At 66.5% G+C, this 25,803-nt stretch carries 21 protein-coding genes; 18 read left to right on the top strand and 3 right to left on the bottom strand.

What is annotated here, in order from left to right:
* The first annotated feature begins 54 nt into the window (after nt 1–54).
* From U5798_RS27280 to U5798_RS27225, 12 genes are all read left to right on the top strand, one after another.
* A complete protein-coding gene (locus U5798_RS27280; protein ID WP_124450247.1) occupies nt 55–684 on the top strand; it encodes a tetratricopeptide repeat protein in 630 nt (209 codons plus the stop codon).
* A gap of 42 nt (nt 685–726) precedes the next feature.
* Complete coding sequence (gene bamB, locus U5798_RS27275) at nt 727–1,872, top strand: outer membrane protein assembly factor BamB (RefSeq protein WP_124450244.1); 1,146 nt, start codon at nt 727–729, stop codon at nt 1,870–1,872.
* Nucleotides 1,873–2,116: 244 nt separating this feature from the next.
* The gene (gene der, locus U5798_RS27270; protein ID WP_059234015.1) at nt 2,117–3,454 is read left to right on the top strand and encodes a ribosome biogenesis GTPase Der; all 1,338 of its coding nucleotides are present in this window, start codon (nt 2,117–2,119) and stop codon (nt 3,452–3,454) included.
* 142 nt (nt 3,455–3,596) lie between these two features.
* Nucleotides 3,597–3,836, top strand: coding sequence for an RNA chaperone Hfq (hfq, locus tag U5798_RS27265; RefSeq protein WP_006399927.1), 240 nt, complete (start codon nt 3,597–3,599; stop codon nt 3,834–3,836).
* A 72-nt stretch (nt 3,837–3,908) separates the two neighbouring features.
* A complete protein-coding gene (gene hflX / locus U5798_RS27260; RefSeq protein ID WP_185658145.1) occupies nt 3,909–5,084 on the top strand; it encodes a GTPase HflX in 1,176 nt (391 codons plus the stop codon).
* Between the two features lie 47 nt (nt 5,085–5,131).
* Nucleotides 5,132–6,466: an FtsH protease activity modulator HflK gene (gene hflK / locus U5798_RS27255; RefSeq protein ID WP_322083784.1), complete on the top strand. Its 1,335-nt coding sequence runs from the start codon at nt 5,132–5,134 to the stop codon at nt 6,464–6,466.
* A gap of 15 nt (nt 6,467–6,481) precedes the next feature.
* Entirely contained in the window at nt 6,482–7,381 is a 900-nt protein-coding gene (gene hflC, locus U5798_RS27250; RefSeq protein WP_124450238.1) for a protease modulator HflC, read from the top strand.
* A gap of 36 nt (nt 7,382–7,417) precedes the next feature.
* Nucleotides 7,418–7,609: a DUF2065 domain-containing protein gene (locus U5798_RS27245; protein ID WP_006478685.1), complete on the top strand. Its 192-nt coding sequence runs from the start codon at nt 7,418–7,420 to the stop codon at nt 7,607–7,609.
* 113 nt (nt 7,610–7,722) lie between these two features.
* Nucleotides 7,723–8,871: an ATP phosphoribosyltransferase regulatory subunit gene (locus U5798_RS27240; protein ID WP_124450236.1), complete on the top strand. Its 1,149-nt coding sequence runs from the start codon at nt 7,723–7,725 to the stop codon at nt 8,869–8,871.
* Between the two features lie 113 nt (nt 8,872–8,984).
* Nucleotides 8,985–10,331, top strand: a complete 1,347-nt coding sequence (locus U5798_RS27235; protein WP_059234021.1) for an adenylosuccinate synthase — start codon at nt 8,985–8,987, stop codon at nt 10,329–10,331.
* A 6-nt stretch (nt 10,332–10,337) separates the two neighbouring features.
* The gene (locus tag U5798_RS27230; protein ID WP_006485899.1) at nt 10,338–10,934 is read left to right on the top strand and encodes a phosphoribosyltransferase; all 597 of its coding nucleotides are present in this window, start codon (nt 10,338–10,340) and stop codon (nt 10,932–10,934) included.
* Nucleotides 10,935–11,208: 274 nt separating this feature from the next.
* On the top strand, nt 11,209–13,125 hold the full coding sequence (locus U5798_RS27225; RefSeq protein ID WP_124450232.1) for a potassium transporter Kup: 1,917 nt from the start codon (nt 11,209–11,211) through the stop codon (nt 13,123–13,125).
* Between the two features lie 22 nt (nt 13,126–13,147).
* Here the strand turns inward: U5798_RS27225 and U5798_RS27220 are convergent, their stop codons facing one another.
* Together U5798_RS27220 and U5798_RS27215 are read right to left on the bottom strand one after the other, a co-directional pair.
* Nucleotides 13,148–14,173 carry a terpene synthase family protein gene (locus tag U5798_RS27220; RefSeq protein ID WP_322083783.1) on the bottom strand — a complete coding sequence of 342 codons (1,026 nt, stop codon included), beginning with the start codon at nt 14,171–14,173 and terminating at the stop codon, nt 13,148–13,150.
* Nucleotides 14,174–14,580: 407 nt separating this feature from the next.
* Complete coding sequence (locus tag U5798_RS27215; protein WP_322083782.1) at nt 14,581–16,905, bottom strand: Tex family protein; 2,325 nt, start codon at nt 16,903–16,905, stop codon at nt 14,581–14,583.
* A 160-nt stretch (nt 16,906–17,065) separates the two neighbouring features.
* Between U5798_RS27215 and U5798_RS27210 the strand changes: the two genes are divergently transcribed.
* The 3 genes from U5798_RS27210 to U5798_RS27200 all read left to right on the top strand — a co-directional run bounded on the left by U5798_RS27210 (nt 17,066) and on the right by U5798_RS27200 (nt 20,415).
* Nucleotides 17,066–17,818, top strand: a complete 753-nt coding sequence (locus U5798_RS27210; RefSeq protein ID WP_124450226.1) for a hypothetical protein — start codon at nt 17,066–17,068, stop codon at nt 17,816–17,818.
* A 76-nt stretch (nt 17,819–17,894) separates the two neighbouring features.
* Entirely contained in the window at nt 17,895–18,110 is a 216-nt protein-coding gene (locus U5798_RS27205; RefSeq protein ID WP_006478692.1) for a YdcH family protein, read from the top strand.
* Nucleotides 18,111–18,165: 55 nt separating this feature from the next.
* Nucleotides 18,166–20,415 (top strand): ATP-dependent DNA helicase, encoded by a 2,250-nt coding sequence (locus U5798_RS27200; RefSeq protein ID WP_124450224.1) that lies wholly within the window; start codon nt 18,166–18,168, stop codon nt 20,413–20,415.
* Between the two features lie 124 nt (nt 20,416–20,539).
* Here U5798_RS27200 and U5798_RS27195 read toward each other — a convergent pair whose 3' ends face one another.
* The gene (locus U5798_RS27195; RefSeq protein WP_124450222.1) at nt 20,540–21,364 is read right to left on the bottom strand and encodes an outer membrane protein assembly factor BamD; all 825 of its coding nucleotides are present in this window, start codon (nt 21,362–21,364) and stop codon (nt 20,540–20,542) included.
* A gap of 41 nt (nt 21,365–21,405) precedes the next feature.
* Between U5798_RS27195 and U5798_RS27190 the strand changes: the two genes are divergently transcribed.
* From U5798_RS27190 to phaC, 3 genes are all read left to right on the top strand, one after another.
* Nucleotides 21,406–22,617 carry an RluA family pseudouridine synthase gene (locus U5798_RS27190; RefSeq protein WP_322083781.1) on the top strand — a complete coding sequence of 404 codons (1,212 nt, stop codon included), beginning with the start codon at nt 21,406–21,408 and terminating at the stop codon, nt 22,615–22,617.
* 6 nt (nt 22,618–22,623) lie between these two features.
* Nucleotides 22,624–23,463, top strand: a complete 840-nt coding sequence (pgeF, locus tag U5798_RS27185) for a peptidoglycan editing factor PgeF (protein ID WP_322083780.1) — start codon at nt 22,624–22,626, stop codon at nt 23,461–23,463.
* A gap of 360 nt (nt 23,464–23,823) precedes the next feature.
* A complete protein-coding gene (gene phaC, locus U5798_RS27180; protein ID WP_124450216.1) occupies nt 23,824–25,704 on the top strand; it encodes a class I poly(R)-hydroxyalkanoic acid synthase in 1,881 nt (626 codons plus the stop codon).
* Nucleotides 25,705–25,803: the final 99 nt, after the last annotated feature.

Below are 25,803 nucleotides of genomic sequence, written 5' to 3'. Positions count from 1 at the left end.
CGCGCTGGCATTCGCTCGACAAGAAAGGCTTGAACAGGAAGGAATCGCTCGCCGATGAGTTATCACGACGAACAAGAATCGATTGAAAGTCTCAAGGCGTGGTGGGCCCGCTGGGGCAACCTCACCACGTGGATCGTGCTCGCGGCGCTCGTCGTCGCGGCCGGTTTCAACGGCTGGAACTACTGGCAGCGCCGTCAGGCGGCCGAGGCGTCCGGGCTGTACGAGCAGGTCCAGAAGGCCGCCGCCGCGAACGACAAGGCGACGATGGCCCGTGCGGCCGCCGACATGGAAGACAAGTTCGGCAGCACGCCGTATGCGCAGATGACGGCGCTCGCGGCCGCGAAGACGCTGTACGCGGCCGGCGATGCGGCAGGCGCGAAGGCGCAGCTGCAATGGGCCGTCGATCACGCCAAGGACGACGAGTACAAGCAGATCGCGAAGCTGCGTCTCGCGTCGCTGCTGCTCGACGAAAAGGCGTACGACGCGGGCCTCACGCTGCTGTCGGGTACGCCGGTCGATGCATTCAAGGGCCTCGTGGCCGATCGCCGCGGCGATCTGCTGGCCGCGCAAGGCAAGACCGACGATGCGCGCGCCGCATACAAGCTCGCGCTCGACGGCCTGTCGAAGGACGACCAGTCTGCGCGCCAGCTCGTGCAGTTCAAGCTGGACGCGCTCGGCGGCTGAACCGCGGTCCCCTCAACCTCTTAACTTCTGCTTCGCTAACCGATGAATTTGCTGAAACGTTACGCTGTGCCCGTTGCCTGCGCGGCGGCTGTCCTCGCATTGGCGGCTTGCTCGTCGTCGAAGGACGCGCGTCGCGTGCCGACGCCGCTGACCGAGTTCAAGCCCGTCATGGACGTGCAACAGGTCTGGAAGGCGAGCGTCGGCAAGGGCGGACGCTACCTGTTCTCGCCGGTGGCCGTGGGCGACGCCGTCTATGCGGCGGGCGAAAACGGTTCGGTCGAGAAGATCGACGCGAAGACGGGCCAGACGCTTTGGCGTTCGAAGGTCGGTTCGGACCTGTCGGCCGGTGTCGGCAGCGACGGCAACCTGACTGCGGTCGGTGCGCTGAAGGGCGGCGTGTTCGTGCTGGGCCCGGACGGCAAGCAGCTGTGGAAGACCAGCGTGCAGGGCGAGATCTTCTCGCCGCCGCTCGTCGGCAACGGCCTCGTGATCGTCCGCACGATCGACGGCCAGGTGATCGCGTTCAACGCACAGACGGGCGAGCAGAAGTGGAACTACCGCAACCGCGCCGTGCCGCTGAACCTGCGCGTGTCGGCCGGCATGACGTTCGCGGGTGACGCGGCGGTGCTGGCGGGCTTCCCCGGCGGCGGTCTCGTCGCGATCAACCTGCAGACGGGCGAGCCGTTCTGGCAGACTCCGGTGTCGTTCCCGAAGGGCGTGACCGAGGTCGAGCGCATCAACGACGTCAGCGGTCCGCCGACGCTCGTGGGCGCGGAAGCGTGCGCGGTGACGTTCCAGGGTCAGCTCGGCTGTTTCGATGCGAACTCGGGCCGCCCGCTGTGGGAAAAGGCGTTCTCGAGCCGCAGCGGTCTTGCGCAGGACGATTCGGTGGTCGCCGGCGGCGACGACTGGTCGGTCGTGACGGCGTACGACGCGGCATCGGGCAACCAGCTGTGGCGCAACGACAAGCTGAAGAGCCGTGACGTCGGCGTGCCGTACCTGCTCGGGCATGCGGTCGTGATGGGCGATTACAAGGGCTTCGTGCACTTCCTGTCGCGCGAAGACGGCAGCTTCATCGCACGGATGAAGACCGACGGCAGCGCGATTACGGCGGCGCCGGTCCTCGCGGGCAATACGCTCGTCGTGCAGACGAAGGACGGTGGCCTGTACGGGTTCCGTCCGCGCTGACACGCAGAAATACGTGCGGCTGCGGTGCGGCGGGCTTGTCCCGCGCCCTGGCCGCGCAGCAAGAAGGCGGCCGGTGCTCCCGGCCGCTCGGTATTTGAAAGGCAGTTCGAGACGAAAGACGACGGCGCGCAACGCGCGCCGGGCGCGCGCATCCGGCGCGGCGCGAATTCGTGATATTTTCATTCAGCGCAGCCGCCCGCAGCAGCGGGCCTCCCGCTGCTGCGCTTCACCGTAGAAAACACAGATGAAACCGGTCATTGCCCTCGTTGGGCGCCCCAATGTGGGGAAATCCACGCTGTTCAACCGGCTCACGCGCTCGCGCGATGCGCTGGTCGCCGACCTGCCGGGCCTGACGCGCGATCGCCATTACGGCGAAGGGCGCGTCGGCGAACGGCCGTACCTGGTCGTCGATACGGGCGGCTTCGAACCCGTCGCGAAGGACGGCATCCTGCACGAGATGGCACGCCAGACGCGGCAGGCCGTCGAGGAAGCCGACATCGTCGTGTTCATCGTCGACGGCCGCAACGGGCTCGCGCCGCAGGACAAGTCGATCGCCGACTACCTGCGCAAGACCGGCCGGCCGATCTTCCTCGTCGTCAACAAGGCCGAGGGGATGAAGTACACGTCGGTCGCGGCCGACTTCTACGAACTCGGGCTCGGCGACCCGCGCGCGATCTCGGCCGCGCACGGCGACGGCGTGACCGACATGATCAACGAGGCGCTCGAGGTTGCGTACGCCGACCGTCCGGAGGAAGAGGACGAGAACGATCCGTCGCGCGGCATCAAGATCGCGATCGTCGGCCGTCCGAACGTCGGCAAGTCGACGCTCGTGAACGCGCTGATCGGCGAAGATCGCGTGATCGCGTTCGATATGCCGGGCACGACGCGCGATTCGATCTACGTCGACTTCGAGCGTAACGGCAAGAAATACACGCTGATCGACACGGCCGGCCTGCGCCGCCGCGGCAAGGTGTTCGAGGCGATCGAGAAGTTCTCGGTCGTGAAGACGCTGCAGTCGATCTCCGATGCGAACGTCGTCATTCTTCTGCTGGATGCGCAGCAGGACATTTCCGACCAGGACGCGCACATCGCCGGCTTCGTCGTCGAGCAGGGCCGTGCGCTCGTGATCGGCGTCAACAAGTGGGATGGCCTTGACGAACACGCGCGCGACCGCGCGAAAGCGGATTTGACCCGCAAGCTGAAGTTCCTCGATTTCGCGAAGTCGCACTTCATTTCGGCCGCGAAGAAGACGGGCATCGGCGCGCTGATGCGCTCGGTCGACGACGCGTACGCGGCGGCGATGGCGAAGCTGCCGACGCCGAAGCTCACGCGCGCGCTGATCGAGGCCGTCGAATTCCAGCAGCCGCGCCGTCGCGGCCCGGTGCGCCCGAAGCTGCGCTACGCGCACCAGGGCGGCCAGAATCCGCCGCTGATCGTCATCCACGGCAACGCGCTCGACGCGGTCACGGAAACCTACAAGCGCTACCTCGAAAACCGGTTCCGCGAAACTTTCTCGCTGACCGGGACTCCATTGCGCATAGAGTTCCGTTCGTCGAACAATCCGTACGCGGACAAGGGCTGAAGCACGCCCCGCAAGGGATAGGCCGCAAGGCCTATGCCCCGGGCGGGGCAGGCAAAATCAGCTATAGTGTAGCGATTGGCGCCGGATCTCTTTTTCTTCCTCGCCAATCCAGATCAACCTGCAAAAAAAGATGGAGTACGCCATGAGCAACAAAGGGCAATTGTTACAAGACCCGTTTTTGAACGCACTGCGCAAAGAGCACGTTCCCGTTTCGATCTACCTCGTCAACGGCATCAAGCTCCAAGGGAACATTGAATCGTTCGACCAGTACGTCGTGTTGCTCCGTAATACGGTGACCCAGATGGTCTACAAGCACGCCATCTCGACGGTCGTGCCGGCGCGCCCGGTGAATTTCCACCCGGACGCGGAAGCCTCGTCCTAACCTATCGCAGCGGCCGGCATCCGGTCGCCGCGAGCGACCGATGCCAGCCGCCTTATCTTGACACCCGATAATTTGATCAACGCAGCGCTCGTCGGCATCGATTTCGGCAAGACCGATTTCGAAGCCAGCCTCGAAGAACTCAGTCTTCTCGCCTCCAGTGCGGGGGCCCGTCCCGCCGTCACCCTCACAGGTCGTCGCTCCAGTCCCGATGCCAAGATGTTCATCGGCAGCGGCAAAGCCGAAGAACTGCGGCTTGCGTGCGACGCGCACAACGTCGAAATCGTCATCTTCAACCACGCGCTCGCGCCGGCCCAACAACGCAATCTGGAGCAGGCACTTAACAGGCGTGTGGTCGACCGCACGAGCCTCATCCTCGACATCTTCGCGCAGCGCGCCCGCAGCCACGAAGGCAAGCTGCAGGTCGAACTCGCGCAGCTGCAATACCTGTCGACGCGGCTCATTCGTGCGTGGACCCACCTTGAACGGCAGAAGGGCGGTATCGGCCTGCGCGGCCCCGGCGAAACGCAGCTCGAAACCGACCGCCGGCTGATCGGCGAGCGCATCAAGATGCTGAAGTCGCGGCTCGACCGGTTGCGCCGGCAGCACAGCACGCAGCGCCGGCAGCGCGCGCGCAGCGGCACGATGTCGGTGTCGCTCGTCGGCTATACGAACGCGGGCAAGTCGACGCTGTTCAATGCGCTGACGAAAGCGCAGGCCTACGCGGCCGACCAGCTGTTCGCCACGCTCGATACGACGTCGCGCCGTGTGTACCTCGGCGACGAGGTCGGCCAGATCGTCGTGTCGGATACGGTCGGGTTCATCCGCGAGCTGCCTCACCAGCTCGTCGCGGCATTTCGCGCGACGCTCGAGGAAACGATCCACGCGGATCTGCTGCTGCACGTGGTCGATGCGTCGAGCGCGGTCAGGCTCGAACAGATCGAGCAGGTCAACGGCGTGCTGCACGAGATTGGCGCGGACACGATCCGGCAGGTGCTGGTGTTCAACAAGATCGACGCCGTGCCCGAGCTGGCGGCCCGCGGCGACGCGGTCGAGCGGGACGAATATGGTAATATTTCGCGCGTCTTTTTGAGCGCGCGCACTGGTCAGGGTCTTGATACGTTGCGTGCCGCCATCGCCGAAATCGCCTCCGCGGAACACCTCTCCAGCGCGACGTTACCCAGCGACGCGCTCGACGGCGCACCCGCTGAACCACACGAAGACCACACGATTTCCGAACACGGGCGCTAACCGGTCCCGGCCGGTTCGCCGGCGTCTTATCTGGTGAACAAACTCTGGTGAACGAATACAACGAGCGGAGTACCTGGCGGCGGATGCGCGCCTTGCTGTCGATCAACGATCCCCGCTGGGGACGCGGCGAGGGCAATGGCAAAGACGGATCCCGTCCGCGAGCGAACGAATCGAAGCGTCCGCAAGGCGGCGACGGCGATGGTCCGCCCGATCTCGACGAGATGTGGCGCAACTTCAACCGGCGCCTGAGCGGCCTGTTCGGCGGCAAGGGCGGCAACGGCTTCCGGCCTGACAACGGCCGGGCCGCACGGGTCGGTGTCGGCATCGTGATCGGCGTGCTGGTCGCGGTCTACGCGGGCAGCGGGCTGTTCGTCGTGCAGGACGGCCAGACGGGCGTCGTGCTGCAGCTCGGCAAGCTGTCGGGCACGGTCGGCCAGGGCGTGCACTGGCGCGCGCCGTATCCGTTCGCGTCGCACGAGATCGTCGATACGTCGCAGGTCCGCTCGATCGAGATCGGCCGCAACAACGTCGTGCGTCTCGCGAACGTGAAGGAAGCCGCGATGCTGACGCGCGATGCCGACATCGTCGACGTGCGTTTCATCGTCCAGTACCGGATCCGTTCCGCCACCGATTACCTGTTCCGCAGCGTCGATCCCGAGCGCAGCGTCTCGCAGGCCGCGCAGGCGGCGGTGCGTGCGATCGTCGGCACGCGCAGCGCGGCCGACATGCTGAACCAGGACCGTGATGCGCTGCGCGAGCAGCTGTCCAGCGCGATCCAGCGCGATCTCGACCGTTACCAGTCGGGGCTCGAAGTGACGGCCGTCACGATGCAGAACGTCGCGGCGCCCGAGCAGACGCAAGCCGCCTACGCGGAAGTCGCGAAGGCACGCGACGAGCGCGAGGCCGCGAAGCGCGCCGCGCAGGCCTATGCAAGCGACCTGCTGCCGAAGGCGCAGGGCGATGCCGCGAAGCTCGTCGACGAAGCGAAGGCGTATGCCGATCGCGTGGTCACGCAAGCCGAGGGCGATGCCGACCGCTTCAAGCAGGTCTACGCGCAGTACTCGAAGGCGCCCGCGGTGATCCGCGAGCGGATGTACCTCGAGACGATGCAGGAAATCTATTCGAACGCGACGAAGGTATTCGTCGGCAACAAGGGCGGCAACAGCGTCGTGTATCTGCCGCTCGACAAGCTCGTCGAACAGGGGCGGCAAAACGCCGCGGCGTCCGCGGCCGATGCGGCGTCGGCGCCAGCCGCCGTCGCACCGGCCGCCGCTGCAGCCGTGCCCGCAAGCGCGGCGCCTGCCGCCGCGGCGTCGGGTGTCGACGTGCTGCGATCGCGCGAAGCGTTTCGCAGCCGGTCGCGCGAAGACGATACGAAGTAACGGGGAGCGCAGAACATGAACCGAATCATTGCGCTCGTCGTCGCAATCGTGATCGTTGCCTTCGCGGCATCCTCGACGGTCCTGACCGTCGATCCGCGCCACGCGGCCGTGCTGTCGGGCCGCGACGGCGCACAGCCCGAACTCGCGGGCCCCGGCATCCACTTCAAGCTGCCGCCGCCGCTGCAGACGGCGACGCTGATCGACACGCGCCTGCAATCGCTCGAATCGTCCGATCCGCTGCAGCTGGCAACCCAGGACAAGCACGACCTGCTCGTCGCGTATGCGGTGAAGTACCGGATCAGCGATCCGATGCAGTATTTCACGGCAACGGGCGGCGACCCGGCGGCGGCCGCCGAACGCCTGGGCGGCGTGCTGAAGAGCGCGCTCGGCGATGCGTTCGGCCAGCGCGCGCTTGACGACGCCCTGGGCGGCCAGCGCGCGATCGCCGATGCGGCACGCGATGCGGCCAGGGCAAAGGCGTCCGGCTTCGGCGTCGACGTGGTCGACGTCCAGCTGACGCGTGTCGACCTGCCGGCCGCCCAGACGGACGCCGTCTATCAACGGATGATCGGCGCGCTGCGCGATCAGGCAGCGCAGGTGCGTGCGCAAGGTGCGGCGGACGTCGAGCAGATCAAGGCCGACGCCGAACGCGAACAGCAGGCCGTGCTCGCGAATGCCTACAAGTCCGCGCAGACGATCAAGGGCGAAGGCGACGCCAAGGCCGCGACGATCGCCGCCGATGCGTTCGGCCGCGATCCGCAGTTCTATCAGTTCTACGCGAGCCTGCAGGCCTACCGGAATACGTTCAAGCGCAACGACATCATCGTCGTCGACCCCGACAGCGAGTTCTTCCGCTTCATGCGCAGCCCGACGGGCGGTGCCGCACCGGCGGCACCTGCTCCCCGCAAACATTGACCTTGGGGCGCCGCGTCGAGCGGCGCCGTCGCTCGCATGGACCTGGCTGGCTCGTTGTTGCTCGCAGTAGCGCTGATGTTGATCATCGAGGGGGCGTTCCCCTTCGTGTTTCCCGTCGCCTGGCGCGACACGTTTCGTAGAATAGCCGAGCGGCCGCCGCATCATATCCGGATCGGCGGGCTGATCGTGATGGTGCTCGGGCTCGTGCTGCTGCTGCTCGCGACCTGACCGGGGACCTGATCCGGACGGCGCATCCGCCGTTCGTCCCGCCCGATTCCGAAGTTCCGATTCAACTCGCGGCGCGCGTGGCGCGCGCCGTTTCCCGTCGTAGGACCGTACCGATGTCGACCTGGTTACTTCCCGAGAATATCGCCGACGTGCTGCCGTCGGAAGCGCGCAAGATCGAGGAGCTGCGCCGCAGGCTGCTCGACCGCTTCCGTTCGTACGGCTATGAAATGGTGATGCCGCCGCTGCTCGAGTATCTCGAGTCGCTGCTGACGAGCGGCGGCACCGACCTGCGCCTGCGCACCTTCAAGCTGGTCGACCAGCTGTCGGGCCGTACGCTCGGCCTGCGTGCCGACATCACGCCGCAGGTGGCACGGATCGACGCGCACCTGTTGAACCGTCAGGGCGTGACGCGCCTCTGCTACGCGGGCCACGTGATGCATACGCGTCCGCGCGGGCTGCACGCGACGCGCGAGCAGATTCAGATCGGCGCCGAAATTTACGGTCATGCCGGGCTGGAAGCCGATCTCGAGATCCAGCAGCTGATGCTCGACGCGCTGCACCTCGCGGGCCTGTCGCGCATCCGTCTCGACCTCGGCCACGCGGGCGTGCTCGCGGCGCTGCTGGCGCGCGACGCGCAGGCCGCCGAGCGCGGCGAGTCGCTGTACGACGCGCTGTCGGGCAAGGACGTGCCGCTGCTGAACGAACTCACCGACGATCTCGGCGCCGATACGCGCGCCGCGCTGCGCGCGCTGCCGAGCCTTTACGGCGATGCGAGCGTGCTCGCCGAGGCGCGTGCGCGCCTGCCGGTGCTGCCCGAAATCACGCAGGCGCTCGACGATCTGGCGCAGCTCGCGGCGCAGGCGAAGGGCGCGGAAGTGGCGATCGACCTCGCCGACCTGCGCGGTTATGCGTACCACAGCGGCGCGATGTTCAGCGCGTACATCGACGGCGTGCCGAACGCGATCGCGCGCGGCGGCCGTTACGACCACGTCGGGCAGGCGTACGGCCGTGCGCGGCCGGCCACGGGCTTCTCGCTCGACCTGCGCGAACTCGCGCGGATCTCGCCGGTCGAGGCGCGCGGCACCGCGATTCTCGCGCCGTGGGCGCAGGACGACGCGCTGGGCGCGGCCGTCGCCGCGCTGCGCGATGCGGGCGAAGTCGTGATCCAGGCGCTGCCGGGTCACGATCACGTGCTCGACGAGTTCGCATGCGATCGTTCGCTCGTCGAGCGCAACGGCGCATGGGTGGTCGAACCCCGATAAAGAGGCGTTCGCGGGCCGTGCTTCGGCGTGCATATCGTTGAAGCGAAACGGAAAAATTCGGAATCGCCCGCGAACATAGGTAGAATACGTTTTTAACCAGCTAACGAATCAACATGTCTGCCAGCGCAGTGAACGTGACTCCCGGGCGCAATGTCGTCGTCGTGGGAACGCAATGGGGTGATGAAGGCAAGGGCAAGATCGTCGACTGGCTGACGGACCACGCTCAGGGCGTCGTGCGTTTCCAGGGCGGTCACAACGCCGGCCACACCCTCATCATCGGCGGCAAGAAAACGATCTTGCGCCTCATTCCGTCGGGCATCATGCGTGAAGGCGTCGCCTGCTACATCGGCAACGGCGTCGTCCTGTCCCCCGAAGCACTGTTCAAGGAAATCGGCGAGCTCGAAGAAGCCGGCGTGAACGTGCGCGACCGTCTGTTCATCTCCGAAGCCACGACGCTGATCCTGCCGTACCACATCGCGATCGACCAGGCGCGCGAAGCGCGCAAGGGCGCGGGCAAGATCGGCACGACGGGCCGCGGCATCGGCCCTGCGTACGAAGACAAGGTCGGCCGCCGCGCGCTGCGCGTGCAGGACCTGTTCGACGCGAAGACCTTCGCCGACCGCCTGCGCGAAAACCTCGATTTCCACAATTTCGTGCTGACCCAGTACCTGGGCGGCGCAGCCGTCGATTTCCAGGCCACGCTCGACACGATGCTCGGCTATGCCGACCGCCTGAAGCCGATGGTGGCCGACGTGTCGCGCCGTCTGTACGACGCGAACAACGCGGGCCAGAACCTGTTGTTCGAAGGCGCGCAAGGCACGCTGCTCGACATCGATCACGGCACCTATCCGTTCGTCACGTCGAGCAACTGCGTCGCGGGTGCTGCGTCGGCCGGCGCGGGCGTCGGTCCGCAGAAGCTCAACTACATCCTCGGCATCACGAAGGCGTATTGCACGCGCGTCGGTTCGGGTCCGTTCCCGAGCGAGCTGTACGATGCGGACAATCCGCAGCGTCAGGACCAGGTCGGCGTCACGCTGGCGAACGTCGGCAAGGAATTCGGTTCGGTCACCGGCCGTCCGCGCCGCACGGGCTGGCTCGACGCAGCCGCGCTGCGCCGCTCGATCCAGATCAACGGCGTGTCGGGCCTGTGCATGACGAAGCTCGACGTGCTCGACGGTCTCGACGAAGTCAAGCTGTGCGTCGGCTACAAGATCGACGGCAAGGATGTGGACATCCTGCCGCGCGGCGCGGCCGACGTAGCCCGTTGCGAGCCCGTGTACGAAACGTTCCCCGGCTGGAAGGAAAGCACGGTCGGCATCAAGACGTGGGATGCGCTGCCGGCGAACGCGCAGGCATACCTGTCCCGCGTCCAGGAAGTGGCTGGCGTGCCGGTCGACATGGTGTCGACGGGTCCGGACCGCGACGAAACGATCCTGCTCCGCCATCCGTTCAAGGTGTAATTCCAGATGACGCAGCAAATCACGATGACGGCGGCAGACTTGATGACCGATCCGCGCAACGACGACAAGAACCTGTGGGTAGGCTGGGACGAGTATCACCGTCTGATCGAGCTGCTCGCGCTCCAGGTGCACGCGTCGGGCTGGAAGTTCGACCAGATCCTGTGCCTCGCGCGCGGCGGCCTGCGCGTCGGCGACCAGCTGTCGCGCATCTACGACGTGCCGCTCGCGATCCTCGCGACGAGTTCGTACCGCGAAGCGGCCGGCACCGAGCAGGGTGAGCTCGACATCGCACAGTACATCACGATGACGCGCGGCAACCTCGCGGGCAACGTGCTGCTGGTCGACGATCTCGTCGATTCGGGCGTCACGCTCGCGCGCGTTCAGGAGCACCTGAAGGAGCGTTACCCGTCCGTGACGGCCGTGCGCTCGGCCGTGCTCTGGTACAAGGGTTGCTCGAAGGTCAAGCCCGACTATCACACGCAGTTCCTGCCGACGAATCCGTGGATTCATCAGCCGTTCGAGGAATGGGACACGGTGCGTCCGCACAACCTCGAGGCATGGATCAAGCGCGGTCGCGCGCAGCGCGACGGTTCGGGTGCGTAAGCGCCTGGCCGATCGAAGGAAAGCCTTGTACGGCGCCGCTTGCGGCGCCGTTTTTCATTGTCGCGCCGGGTGCGCGGGGCGATGCATTTGGCGGATCGGGTAGGCAGACGGCGCGGCCCCGGCTATGATGGCAGCCCTGCCACAGCTCGCGCAGGATTGCATGCGCAGCGTGGATCACGTGGTTCCACGGCAACAGAGCAGGGCGGCGTTTCACGGGGGCGCGAGTAGAATAGCGCTCGTTTTGTCCGACCCGGACCCGATTATTACGCTTCATATGAACGACACGATCCACGCGACCGACGCCGCACACGCGCCGCATTCGACGCAACAACACTCGATGCGGGCGCTAGCGATAGCAGCCATCGGCGTCGTGTTCGGCGACATCGGCACCAGCCCGCTGTATTCGCTGAAGGAGGCGTTCAGCCCCGCACACGGCATTCCACTCACCGAAGGGTCGATTCTCGGCGTGATCTCGCTGCTGTTCTGGGCAATCATCCTGGTGGTCGGCATCAAGTACCTGCTGTTCGTGATGCGGGCCGACAACAACGGCGAAGGCGGCGTGCTCGCGCTGATGGCGCTGTCGCTGCGGCCGCTCGACTCGAAGACCCGCGTCGCGGGTGCGCTGATGGCGCTCGGGATCTTCGGCGCGTGCATGTTCTACGGCGATGCGGTGATCACGCCGGCGATCTCGGTGATGTCGGCGGTCGAAGGTCTCGAAATCGCGACGCCGCACCTGTCCCATCTCGTGCTGCCGATCACGATCGTGATCCTGATCGCGCTGTTCTGGATCCAGCGCCACGGCACCGCACTGGTCGGCAAGCTGTTCGGCCCGATCATGGTGCTGTGGTTCGTCGTGATCGCGGCGCTCGGCGTGTACCACATCGTTCGCGTGCCGGGCATCATCGCGGCCATCAATCCGTATTACGCGGCGTCGTTCATGGCCGATCACCTGCTGCAGGCCTACGTCGTGCTCGGCTCGGTCGTGCTGGTGCTGACCGGTGCGGAAGCGCTTTACGCGGACATGGGCCACTTTGGTGCGAAGCCGATCCGGATCGCCGCGTACGGGCTCGTGATGCCGTCGCTCGTGCTGAACTACTTCGGCCAGGGCGCGCTGCTGATCCAGAACCCGAAAGCGATCGAAAACCCGTTCTTCCTGCTGGCGCCCGAATGGGGGCTGCTGCCGCTCGTCGTGCTGTCGACGGTCGCGACCGTGATCGCGTCGCAGGCCGTGATCTCGGGCGCCTATTCGCTGACGTCGCAGGCGATCCAGCTCGGCTACGTGCCGCGCATGAAGGTGCTGCACACGTCCGAACTCGCGATCGGCCAGATCTACGTGCCGGTCGTGAACTGGCTGCTGCTGGCCGTGATCCTCTGCATCGTGATCGGCTTCAAGAGCTCCGACAACCTCGCGGCCGCGTACGGCATCGCGGTGACGGCGACGATGGTGATCACGACCGTGCTCGCGTGCGTCGTGATGGTAAAGGTGTGGAACTGGAACCGGCTGCTGGTCGGCGCGATCATCGCGGTGTTCCTCGCGGTCGACCTCGGCTTCTTCGGCGCGAACCTGCTGAAGGTCGCGCAGGGCGGCTGGCTGCCGCTCGGCATCGGCGCGCTGCTGTTCTTCCTGCTGATGACCTGGTACAAGGGGCGCCACATCGTCAAGGAGCGCACGGCGGCCGACGGTATTCCGCTCGAGCCGTTCCTGCAGGGGCTGCTGGCGCATCCGCCGCATCGCGTGTCGGGCACCGCGATCTACCTGACCGGCAACGACAGGCTCGTGCCCGTCAGCCTGCTGCACAACCTGAAGCACAACAAGGTGCTGCACGAGCGGACCATTTTCCTGACGTTCGTCACGCGCGACATTCCCTACGTGCGCGACGACCGGCGCCAGACCGCGCGCGATGCGGGCGGCGGGTTGTACATCGTCAAGGCCGAGTACGGCTTCAACGAGACGCCGGACGTGAAGGCCGTGCTCGAGGAATTCGGCCGGACGCACGACATGACGTTCGAGCTGATGGACACGTCGTTCTTCCTCGCGCGCGAAACCGTCGTACCGACGCATCTGCCCGGGATGTCGATCTGGCGCGAGCGCGTGTTCGCGTGGATGCACCAGAACGCCGCGAAGCCGACCGACTTCTTCTCGATTCCGGCGAACCGCGTCGTCGAGCTCGGCACGAAGATCGAGATCTGACCGGGCGCGGCGCGCAGGCTGTTCAGCCGCGCGCCGCGTTCTCCGACAGCGCGATCAGGCTGCGATCGTCCGCATCGCCTGCCGCGAACGCAGCCGCATAGCGCTGCGTATCCCGCGCCACCCAATCCAGATAGCCGCGTATCCAGTACCGGTAGCCGTCGACGAGTCCGCGCACGCGCGTGTCGGCATGCTGCACGAGCGCATCGGCGCACTGGACGAACTCGCCGATCTCGGCGCGCACGCGGGCGGCCGTATAGTCGATGCCGGCCTGCAGCGAATGACCGCGCGACGCGTGAACCATCACCATGTTCCGGAACTGGCCAGGCTGGCGTGCTTCGATCCCGATACTCTGGATGTCGTTGCTCCAGGACACGATATGGTTTGCGTGGCGGCCCAGCGCCTGGATCTCCGGCCGGTGAAACGTATCGGGCGGGACTGCGCCGGAATTGGCCACGTCCGCCAGTGCCAGGCACGGATTCATGCCGCTCGTGTGGCGCCGGATCGTTTCGTACTGCGGCACGGCGGCCGGTTCGGCCTTCTGGTGGCCGATGATCTGCAATCCGGCCGTGGTGGCCCACAGGCGCATGCCTTGCGCGAAGCGTGCGAAATGCTCGGCCGACAGGCGCGCGCGCAGCCGTTGGCATACATCGAGCCACGCGCGTTCGCCGTACACCGGTTCGGGGCCCGTACATCCGTAGTCGAGGACGTCGATCATCGCGGTCAGGTTGCGCAGCGTATCGGCGCCGACCAGCTCCACGCGATCGACGAACAGGTCGTCGGCGAGAAAGAACCACACGAAATAATCGGCAAGCGCCTGCAGCAGAGGCGGATCGGCGTTCGGGTAACAGCGTGAGGCGAGCCAGCCGTAACGGGTGCGTACGACGCGCTCCCGATGGGCGTCGGACACGAGCAGGCCGTATGCGTCGGCCCATTCGAGCATGCGCGATTCGATTCGCTCGACGTGTGGCGAACAGGCGCCGGCCCACGGCACCTCGAAAACGGGAATGCGCAATGCGGCCAGTTCGATTTCCAGATCATCTGCTTTCATGATTCCCCGATCCATTTTGGCGAATATGCGCGGGCTTACCGGCCGGCGCATATTCCGGATGTCATGTGTCGCAAATCGACTTCAGAGCGTGGCAATCAAAGACGGGAGGCTTGAAACGCGCGACGCGTGTGATCGTCGCGGGGAATCCTGTTGTCGGGCGGAAAATTCGCTTCGGTTATCGAAGACGTTGCAATACCGTACTCGAATTTATTTTATGTGCGGGATTCAAGGCGTCAAGAAAATGCATGCTGCAGTGCAAATTGTTTAATTCGCCGACTGGAAGCAGGGTAATGGTGACGGAAACGCACCTATCCGGGTTGCATCGCGATTTTCGGAACCGCGCGGCGATGCAATAAAAAAACCCGCCTTTCAGCGGGCTTTTCTCTCTGTCGACGGTTGTCGCGTGCTCAGCGCTTCAGCTTCGCGAACGCCGCGGCCATGGCGCCGGCCGGTTCCGGCTCGCGCGAGCGCTGCGGGCGGGCCGCGCCGCGTCCTGCATTGCCGCGATCCTGGCTGCCGCGCGACGACATGCCGGGCGCTGCCGCGTCGTCGTCGAGGCGCATCGTCAGCGCAATGCGCTGGCGCTTCACGTCGACGTCGAGCACCTTCACCTTGACGACCTGGCCGGCCTTCACGACTTCGTGCGGGTCCTTGATGAACTTCGTCGACATCGCGGACACGTGGACGAGGCCGTCCTGGTGAACGCCGATATCCACGAACGCACCGAACGCGGCGACGTTCGTCACGACGCCTTCGAGCGTCATGCCCGGCACGAGATCCGACACCTTCTCGACGCCTTCGCGGAACGTCGCGGTCTTGAATTCCGGACGCGGATCGCGGCCCGGTTTCTCCAGTTCGGACAGGATGTCGCGCACGGTCGGCAGGCCGAAACGTTCGTCAACAAATTCCGTCGGGGAAAGGCCCGCCAGCGCTTCGCGGTTGCCGAGCACGTCGTCGATGCGCTTGTTGATCTTCGCGAGCATCCGTTCGACGACCGGATAGGCTTCCGGGTGCACCGACGAGCGGTCGAGCGGGTTCTCGCCGCCGTTGATGCGCAGGAAGCCGGCGGCCTGTTCGAAGGTCTTGTCGCCGAGGCGCGGCACCTTGCGCAGATGCTCGCGCGACGGGAACGGGCCGTTCGCGTCGCGGTAGTCGACGATATTGCGCGCGAGCGTCGCGTTCAAGCCCGACACGCGCGCCAGCAGCGGGGCCGATGCCGTGTTCGCGTCGACACCGACCGCGTTCACGCAATCCTCGACGACCGCGTCGAGCGAGCGCGCGAGTTCGCGCTGGTTCACGTCGTGCTGGTACTGGCCGACGCCGATCGCCTTCGGCTCGATCTTCACGAGCTCGGCGAGCGGGTCCTGCAGGCGGCGTGCGATCGACACGGCGCCGCGCAGCGATACGTCGAGCTCGGGGAATTCCTTCGCCGCGAGCTCGGATGCCGAGTAGACCGACGCGCCGGCTTCCGACACGACGATCTTCTGCAGGCGCAGTTCCGGGTGCTTCGCGATCAGTTCGCTCGCGAGCTTGTCGGTTTCGCGCGACGCGGTGCCGTTGCCGATGCTGATGAGTTCGGCCTGCGTCTGCGCGGCGATGCGTGCGAGCTTCGCGATCGAGCCGTCCCAGTCGCGGCGCGGCTCGTGCGGGTAGATCGTGTCGGTGGCGAGCACCTTGCCGGTGCGGTCGACGACCGCGACCTTCACGCCCGTGCGCAGGCCGGGGTCGAGACCGATCACGGCCTTCGGGCCGGCCGGCGCAGCCAGCAGCAGGTCGTTCAGGTTGCGCGCGAACACGCGGATCGCTTCGGTTTCGGCCGTTTCGCGCAGCTGCGTGAGCAGTTCGTTCTCGATATGCGGCTGCACCTTCACGCGCCAGCACCAGCGGCAGACGTCGGACAGCCATTTGTCGGCCGGGCGGTTCTGGTTCGCAATGCCGAAATGGCGCGCGATCATCGCCTCGCCGGGGTGCGGCACCTGCGCGTCGAGCTCTTCGCCGAGGCCGAGCTTGACCGTCAGCACGCCGGCGTTACGGCCGCGGAACAGCGCGAGCGCGCGGTGCGACGGCACGGTCTTGATCGTTTCCGCGTAGTCGTAATAGTCGCGGAATTTCTCGCCTTCCTCGCTTTCCTTGCCCTCGACGACGGCCGACGACACGACGCCCTGATTGTGCAGGTAGTCGCGCAGCTTGCCGAGCAGCTCGGCCGTCTCGCCGAACTGTTCGGACAGGATGTCGCGCGCGCCGTCGAGCGCGGCCTTCACGTCGGCGACGCCCTTGTCGGCGTCGACGTACGCGGCCGCCTCGGCCTGCGGATCGAGCAGCGGGTTCGCAAGCAGCGCCTGCGCGAGCGGCTCGAGGCCGGCCTCGCGGGCGATCTGCGCGCGCGTGCGGCGCTTCGGCTTGTAAGGCAGATAAAGGTCTTCGAGCACCTGCTTGCTGTCGGCCGCATCGATCGCGGCACGCAGCTCGTCCGTCAGCTTGCCTTGTTCGTCGATGCTCGACAGGATTGCCGCGCGGCGATCCTCGAGCTCGCGCAGATACAGGAGGCGTTCCTCGAGGTTGCGCAGCTGCGTGTCGTCCAGGTTGCCGGTCACTTCCTTGCGGTACCGGGCAATGAACGGAACGGTCGAGCCTTCGTCGAGGAGTTGCACGGCCGCCGCGACCTGGCGCGGCTGGACGGACAGTTCGGTGGCGATGCGCTGTACGATCTTGAGTGCTACGGTTTCCGTCATGTCGTGGATGATCTGCCTGCTGAAATCGCGGCGCGGGCCGGCAGGCCCGAAGCGGCGGGCTGCATGGCGGGCCCGACGGGCCAGATGCCGCGGGTGAGTGAAGCGGGGCATTTTGCCATAAATGGCGGAGCGTCCAGCCGGGGGTGATAGAATTTGACACATGTCCCGCAGCTTTCCTACGACGTTGCCAACTTCCCGAATTTCTCTCGTCGCGCTCGGCGCAGCGCTCGCCGCGGCTTTGTCTGCCGGGCCTTCCGGCGCGTTCGCGCAGGCCCCGGCCACCGCGCCGGACGCCGTCGCGGCCGCGCCCGTCGCAGCCTCTGCCGCACCGGATTTCGACGCCCGTCAAAAAGTGCTCAATCAACGCACCGCGGAAAACGATTATCGTTATGCGGTGGCCGAGCACGATTGCTACAGCAAATTCTTCGTCAATCACTGTCTCGGCAAGGCGCGCGACCTGATGCGCGACGAGCGCGCGAGCATCCGTCAGGAGCAACTCGCGCTCAACGACGAGCAGCGTGCGGTGCGCGCGCAGCAGCGCGACCAGCAGCAGGCGCTGAAGCAGGCGCAGAACGCGGCGGAGGCGCCGCAGCGCGCGGCGAACGACGCGGCGAACGCCGCTGCGTTCCGCGACAAGCAGGAGCAGAATGCACTGAAGCAGGCGCAGCGCGGCGCGGAAGGGCCGCAACGCGCGGCGAGCAAGCAGGCATACGACCAGAAGCAGGCCGACTTCCAGCACAAGCTCGACCAGGCGCACCAGCAGGCGGCGCAGAAGGCGCAAGAGCGGGCGGACAACGCCACGCGCTACGAGCAGAAGCAGAAGGAAGCCGCGCAGCACAAGGCCGATGTCGAGCGGCGTCAGCAGGAAGCGGCCGAGAAGGCCAGGCAGCAACAGCAACAGCAGGGGCAGTAACGTGTTGGATTGATCGGGATCAGTCTCGGGCGCGTCGGCACGCCAGCCGCCGCGCTGCTTCGATGAGGAGGCAACTATGCAAAACCGTCACACGGAACAGCAGCAGGAATTGCACAACCGTTTGGCTGCATTGCAGGAGCAGCACCAGCAGCTCGCTCGGGAGATCGAGCTGAAGGAAGGACACTCCGACATCGACGACATCACGCTGCACCGGCTGAAGAAGGAAAAGCTGGCAGCCAAGGACAAAATCATTCTGCTGCAATCGCAGCTCGAACCGGATAAGCGCGCCTGAGCGCGGCCTGGCAAGCGCCGGCGCCGCCCGGGCGCTGGACACAGGAACGCTTGCCTTGAATTCACCGCTTGAAGCCACCCCCGATGCCCGGCGTGACGCGACGTCCGCCGGGCGCGCTCGTGCGCCCGAAGGCACCTTCGAGCTGAGCCGCAAGCGCGTCGACGAACTCGACACGATCTTCGGTGAAGGCGGGTTGCTGGCGCGCGCGCTCGACGGCTACCGGCCGCGTACCTCGCAGATCGAGATGGCGCGCGCGGTCGCGTCCGCGATGGAAGCGTCCGCGCGCCGGATGCCCGAACCCGAGATCTTCGAAACCCGCAAGCGGCCGGCGCGCCGCCTCGGCGACGCCGACAAGGCGGCCGAGCCGGGTGCCGACGGCGCCACGCCAGCCGAATCCGACAACGACGCGGCCGACAACACGCTGATCGTCGAAGCAGGCACGGGTACCGGCAAGACCTATGCGTATCTGGTGCCCGCGATGCTGTGGGGCGGCAAGGTGATCGTGTCGACCGGCACGAAACACCTGCAGGACCAGCTGTTCCAGCGCGACATCCCGACCGTGCGCAACGCGCTCGCGGTGCCGGTGTCGGTGGCGATGCTCAAGGGGCGCGCCAACTACCTGTGCCATTACTACCTGCAACGCACGGCCGACAACGGCCGCCTGCCGTCGCGGCAGGACACCGCGTATCTGCAGGAGATCGTCCGCTTCGCGAAGATCACGAAGAGCGGCGACAAGGCCGAGCTCGCGAGCGTGCCGGAAACGGCGCCCGTGTGGTCGATGGTCACGTCGACGCGCGACAACTGCCTCGGCCAGGAATGCCCGCATTACAAGGAATGCTTCGTGATGCAGGCGCGGCGCGAGGCGCAGCAGGCCGACGTCGTCGTCGTCAACCATCACCTGTTCTTCGCGGACATCATGCTGCGCGACACCGGGATGGCCGAACTGCTGCCGAACGCGAACACGGTCATCTTCGACGAAGCGCACCAGCTGCCGGAGACGGCGACGCTGTTCTTCGGCGAGACGCTGTCGACCACGCAGATCCTCGAACTCGCACGCGACACGGTCGCCGAAGGCCTGGGCCATGCGCGCGATGCGGTCGAGTGGGTGAAGCTCGGCGGCGATCTCGAACGGGCGGCGCGCGACTTGCGCCTCGCGTTCGCGAACGACCAGATCGTCCGCATGTCGCTCGCGCAGCTCGGCGACGATCACCCGATGTTCGGCGCGCTCGACGCGCTCGACGTGGCGCTCGACGCGCTCGCGTCGGCGCTCGCGAGCCAGGCGGAACGCGCGGAATCGCTCGGTGCGTGCCTGCGGCGCGCCCGCGAGCTGCAGGACCTGCTGGCCGGCTGGGTCGCACCCGGCGCGGCGGAGGCGGCCGCGAAGGCCGACGCGGCAGCGGCCGGCGACAAGGCGACTGCCGACGGCGATCCGAACGAGAAGGTGCGCTGGGTCGAGGTGTTCGCGCATACCGTGCAGCTGCATGAAACGCCGCTGTCGGTCGCGCCGATCTTTGCGAAGCAGCGCGCGGGCGTCCCGCGTGCCTGGGTGTTCACGTCGGCCACGCTGTCGGTGCGCGGCGATTTCACGCACTACGCGGCGCAGATGGGCCTCAGCTCGCGTCGCTCGATGACGCTCGCGAGCCCGTTCGACTACCAGTCGCAAGGGCTGCTGTACGTACCGCGCAACCTGCCGCAACCGTCGTCGCCGGCGTTTACCGATGCCGTCTTCGATGCCGCGCTGCCGGCGATCGAGGCGTCCGGCGGCGGCGTGTTCATGCTGTGCACGACGCTGCGCGCGGTCGACCGGATCGCGTCGAAGTTGCGCGATGTCATCGAATCGCGCGGCTGGAACACGCCGCTGCTCGTGCAGGGCGATGCGAGCCGCACCGAGCTGCTCGACCGTTTCCGCGCGTACGGCAATGCGATCCTGGTCGGCAGCCAGAGTTTCTGGGAAGGCGTCGACGTACGCGGCGACGCGCTGTCGCTCGTCGTGATCGACAAGCTGCCGTTCGCCCCGCCGGACGATCCGGTGCTGGCCGCGCGTCTCGACGCGTTGACGAAGAAGGGCCTGAGCCCGTTCGCCGTCCACCAGCTGCCGCAGGCCGTGATCACGCTGAAGCAGGGCGCGGGCCGGCTGATTCGCGCGGAAACGGATCGCGGCGTGCTGATGATCTGCGACACGCGGCTCGTCGACAAGCCCTACGGGCGCCGGATCTGGCAGAGCCTGCCGCCGTTCAAGCGCACGCGCGAGATCGCGGTCGTGCAGGACTTCTTCGACGAACATCGCTCGGAAAAGCGCGTGTGACGATACGCGCGGCCTCAGCCGCGCGAGTACCGGCGGCGCCTGATTGCGGCGCCAATGAAAAACCCGGCTCGATGGCCGGGTTTTTTTGTGTGCGCAACGGGCGTTGCGTCGCGTGCTCGTCAGGTCAGAACTGCCACCACGACTTCTTCGCGCCGGGGCGCGAATGGCCCGTGACGTACGGGCTGTCGGGGAACGTGCCCGCGAGCACGCGCTTCGTGTCTTCGGCGAGTTCCGGCTGGTTCAGCTTGTTGTACGACAGGATCATGATGTGCAGCGCGTCTTCGATCGCCGGCGCACCCTTGTAATCCTTGATCGCGAGCTGCGCGCGGTTGATCGCCGCCACGTAGGCGCCGCGACGGTAGTAGTAGTCGGCCGCGTGCACTTCGTGCGATGCCAGCGCGTTGACGATGTAGCGCATCCGCGCTGCCGCGTCGGGCGCGTACTTGCTCTTCGGGAAGCGGTCGACGACGACCTTGAACGCATCGTACGACTCGCGCAGCGCCTGCGGATCGCGTTCGCTCATGTCCTGGCCGGAGAAGCGCCCGAACAGGCCGAGATCGTCGTTGAAGTGGATCATCCCCTTCAGGTAGTACGCGTACGGGATATCCGGATGATCGGGGTGGAGCTGGATGAAGCGATCGACGGCCTGGTCGGCGGCGGCCGCTTCGTTGTCCTTCCAGTTGCAGTATGCAACGTTGATCTGTGCCTGCTGCGCGAAATGACCGAACGGATCGCGGCCTTGCAGCGATTCGAAATATTTCGCGCACTTGCCCCAGTCGCCGCCGGACAGTGCGTCCTGGGCCTCTGAGTATAATTTGTTATTCGACCAGGTAGCCGTCTCGTCCTGCTTCTGCGGCAAGCCGTGGCAGCCGGCGATGAGGGCCGCGGCCGCTACCGCCGCAGCTCGGGCGGCGACGGTTCTGGCCGTGCGTTTGGTCGAATTCATCATGCTCGCATGTCCTAGCTTCAAGTCTCGGTGACCCAGTCTAAATGACCCGTTCAAGTTCGCAGAATGCCCAGCCGGGCACACCAAATCGCGAAGATTATAGCCCAAGCGATCGGCCCGCCGACGCTGCGTCGGGGGATTCCCTCGATGACGATCTGACCGGCGACGCCATGCAGCCGCCCGTCCTGCCGTCCGCGGCGCTCGACGAGGCGCCGCGCGTCGTCGAAGTGCCGCTGTCGCTCGCGGGGGAACGCCTCGACAAGGCGCTTGCCCAGCTGTTCCCCGAATTCTCCCGCAGCCGCCTGCAGAGCTGGATCGAGGCGCAGCGCGTGCTGGTCGACGGCGCGCCGGCGAAGATCCGCCAGCCGGTGCCGCTCGGCGCGAGGATCGAGCTCGTGCCCGACCTGCTGCCCGAGCAGCTCGCGTTCACGCCGGAGCCCGTGCCGCTCGACGTGATCTACGAGGACGACGCGCTCGTCGTGATCAACAAGCCGGCCGGCCTCGTCGTGCATCCGGCCGCCGGCAACTGGAGCGGCACGATCCTCAACGGGCTGCTGCATCGCTACGGCGACGCGGCGGCCGGCCTGCCGCGCGCGGGCATCGTCCACCGGCTCGACAAGGAAACGTCCGGCCTGATGGTGGTGGCCCGCACGCTGGCCGCGCAGACGGACCTCGTGCGCCAGCTGCAGGCCCGCACGGTGAAGCGCCGCTACTTCGCGCTCGTGTGGGGCACGATGCCCGAGGAAGGCACGATCGACGCGCCGATCGGCCGCGATCCGCGCGAGCGCACGCGCATGGCCGTCGTCACGGGCGCGTCGGGCAAGCCCGCGCGCACGCATTTCCGCACGGTTGACACATGTCTGTGGCAACGTCAGCCGGTTTCGGCAATCCAGTGCGATCTCGAAACCGGCCGCACGCACCAGATCCGCGTGCACTGCGCGCACGCCGGGCACCCGCTGCTCGGCGATCCCGTCTACGGGCGGGCGCGCGGCAAGCGCTCGGTCACGCCGCTGCCGGACGGGTTCGCACGACAGGCGCTGCATGCATGGCGGCTCGGCCTCGTGCATCCGGTCACGGGCAAGGCGATGCAATGGCGCTGCCCGCTGCCGGACGACATGAACGCGCTCGTCGCGGCGCTCGGCTTCGGGCAGGGCGACGAGGAATTCGACGATGACGACGGTGTCTACGACGATGACGATTTCGGCGGCGAGTATCACGATGACGAGCCGTACCTGGACGACGATGAGGAGGAGTGAGTGCCGATGACGAACCTGGCGCCGTTGACGTGGCAGGACTGCGTGCAGCCCGACTGGCAGGTGTCGCCGCGCGTGCGTGCGCTGATCACGACGCGCGACGGCGGCGTGAGCGAAGGCCCGTACGGGCGCTGGCAGGATGGGGATGCGTTGCCGGGCGGGATGAATCTCGGCCTGCATACCGGTGACGAGCCGGCCCATGTCGCCGCGAATCGCACGCGTTTGCTCGCCCTCGCCGGCCAGTCGAGCGCCGCCTGGCTCGAGCAGGTTCACGGCGCGGAAATCGTCCGCGCGGACGAGGTGATCGCGGCGGCACCCGCGGCCGCGGCGCCGGTGCAGGCCGACGCGAGCGTCACCGACCGGGCCGGTGCAGTGTGCGTCGTGATGGTCGCGGATTGCCTGCCTGTGCTGCTGTGCGATGCGCAGGGCCGTGCGGTCGGCGCCGCGCATGCGGGCTGGCGCGGGCTCGCGGCCGGTATCGTCGAACGGACCGCGGCACGCGTCGCGGCGCTGGCCGGCGGCGCGACGGACACGCTGCGTGCGTACCTCGGGCCGGCGATCGGCCCGCAGGCGTTCGAGGTCGGCGCGGACGTGCGCGACGCGTTTCTCGACACGGCTCCGCAGTCGGAGCATGATGAAACCCGGCTCGCGTTCGTCGCGATCGACGGCGCGCCCGGCAAGTTTCTCGCCGATCTCTACGCGCTCGCGCGCCTGCGTCTCGCGCGTGCGGGCGTGGCGCACGTGAGCGGCGGGACGGCCTGTACGGTCACCGAACGTGCACGCTTCTATTCGTACCGCCGCGATCGCGTGACGGGCCGCATGGCGGCGGCGATCTGGCTGGCCGATTGACGGCATGTGCATGCCCGTGGGCTTTGCTGCATCTTGAAATCGGGTTATCTCGATATTTAGACGGCAATGCGGCGCGGCATGCGCAACTGAATGAAAAATCCCGGAGTCAAGCCAAACAAAATGTTTTATGTTTCGTCGGAAGCCTTGTCCCGCCTGTTGCGCGCGGATTATCTCCGTGCGGAAATGTTCAGTGGTTTGACTTGGCGCTTCACATGGGGAAAACGATAATGATAAAAATACCGCACTGCGGCAGAATCTGGAGACGCCTCTCCAGAGCATGACGGCCCGGCTCGCAGCCGGCACGCCGCGCGCGAGCAGGATTTCACGATTGACGCTCACGAATCACCGGTAAGGCAGGTAATGACAGCATCGAAAAATTCGTCGACGTCCGCTCAGGCGGGCACTTCCTCGGGCAGCACCGGTTTCGATCCGGCCGCCCAGCCGATGCAGCAGATGTTCGAGTCGTGGCTGAACGCGTGGCGCGGTTTTGCAGATCCGGCGCGCGCCGCGACTGCGTCGGCCACCGTCAATCCGTTCGCGACATTCCAGTTCCCGGCTTCGTTCCCATTCCAGATGCCGTCGATGCCCGATCTCGGTGGCCTCGCGGGTCTTGGCGGCATGGCGTCGCCGTTCGCGGGGCTGAAGCTGCCGGTTGCCGCGATTCCGCCCGAACGGCTCCAGGCGCTGCAGGCCGACTACGCGCGCGATTGCATGACGCTGATGCAGCAGGCCGCTGCCGCGAAGCTCGAATCCCCCGAACTGAAGGACCGCCGCTTCAGCGGCGATGCGTGGAAATCGTCGCCCGCGCATGCGTTCGCGGCTGCGTGGTATCTGCTCAACGCGCGCTATCTGCAGGAACTGGCCGATTCGCTGCAGACCGATCCGAAGACGCGCGAGCGCATCCGCTTCACGGTCCAGCAATGGACGGCGGCCGCCGCGCCGAGCAACTTCCTCGCACTCAATCCCGACGCGCAGAAATCGATTCTCGAAACGCAGGGCGAAAGCCTGCGGCAGGGGATGATGAACCTGCTCGGCGACCTGCAGCGCGGCAAGATTTCGCAGACCGACGAATCGCAGTTCGTGGTCGGCAAGAACCTCGGGTGTACAGAAGGTGCGGTCGTCTACGAGAACGACCTGATCCAGCTGATCCAGTACGCGCCGAAGACGGACAAGGTGTTCGAGCGGCCGCTGCTGATCGTCCCGCCGTGCATCAACAAGTTCTACATCCTCGACCTGCAGCCCGAGAATTCGCTCGTCGCGCATGCACTGTCGAACGGTCATCAGGTGTTCCTCGTGTCGTGGCGCAATGCGGACGCTTCGGTCGCGCACAAGACATGGGACGACTACATGAACGAAGGGCTGCTCGCGGCGATCGATGCCGTGCAGCAGGTGAGCGGCCGCGAGCAGATCAATACGCTCGGCTTCTGCGTCGGCGGCACGATGCTCGCGACCGCGCTCGCGGTGCTCGCCGCACGCGGCGAACATCCGGCCGCGTCGATGACGCTGCTTACCGCGATGCTCGACTTCAGCGATACCGGCATCCTCGACGTGTTCGTCGACGAGGCGCACGTGCAGATGCGCGAGCAGACCATCGGCGGCAAGAACGGCACGCAACCGGGGCTGATGCGCGGCGTCGAGTTCGCGAACACGTTCTCGTTCCTGCGTCCGAACGACCTCGTGTGGAACTACGTCGTCGACAACTACCTGAAGGGCCGCACGCCCGCGCCGTTCGACCTGCTGTACTGGAACAGCGATTCGACGAGCCTGCCGGGCCCGATGTACGCGTGGTACCTGCGCAATACCTATCTCGAGAACAAGCTGCGCGAACCGGGCGCGCTGACCGTGTGCGGCGACGCCGTCGACCTGTCGCTGATCGACGTACCGACCTTCATCTACGGTTCGCGCGAGGATCACATCGTGCCGTGGCAGACGGCCTACGCATCGACGTCGATCCTGTCGGGCCCGCTGAAATTCGTGCTCGGCGCGTCGGGGCACATCGCGGGCGTGATCAATCCGCCGGCGAAGAAGAAACGCAGCTACTGGATCAACGACGACCTGCCCGAATCCGCGGACGACTGGTTCGCCGGTGCCACCGAGCAGCCGGGCAGCTGGTGGACGACGTGGGTCGAATGGCTCGACCAGTACGGTGGCCGCAAGGTGGCGCCGCCCGCCGAGGCCGGTTCCGCGCAGTTCCCGGTGATCGAGCCGGCGCCGGGACGCTACGTGTTGCAGCGCGATTGACGAAAGCCGGACAGCGGCGCACGCTGTCCGGTGCACCGCAGTTTTTTTAACAGGGCCGGTAACGATGCGCCGTGTCGTGCGGGCCTGGAGGAAAGGGAA

It is taken from the genome of Burkholderia sp. BCC1972, assembly GCF_905339605.1.
Lineage (GTDB): Bacteria > Pseudomonadota > Gammaproteobacteria > Burkholderiales > Burkholderiaceae > Burkholderia.
This window is presented reverse-complemented; position numbering and strand designations above follow the sequence as displayed.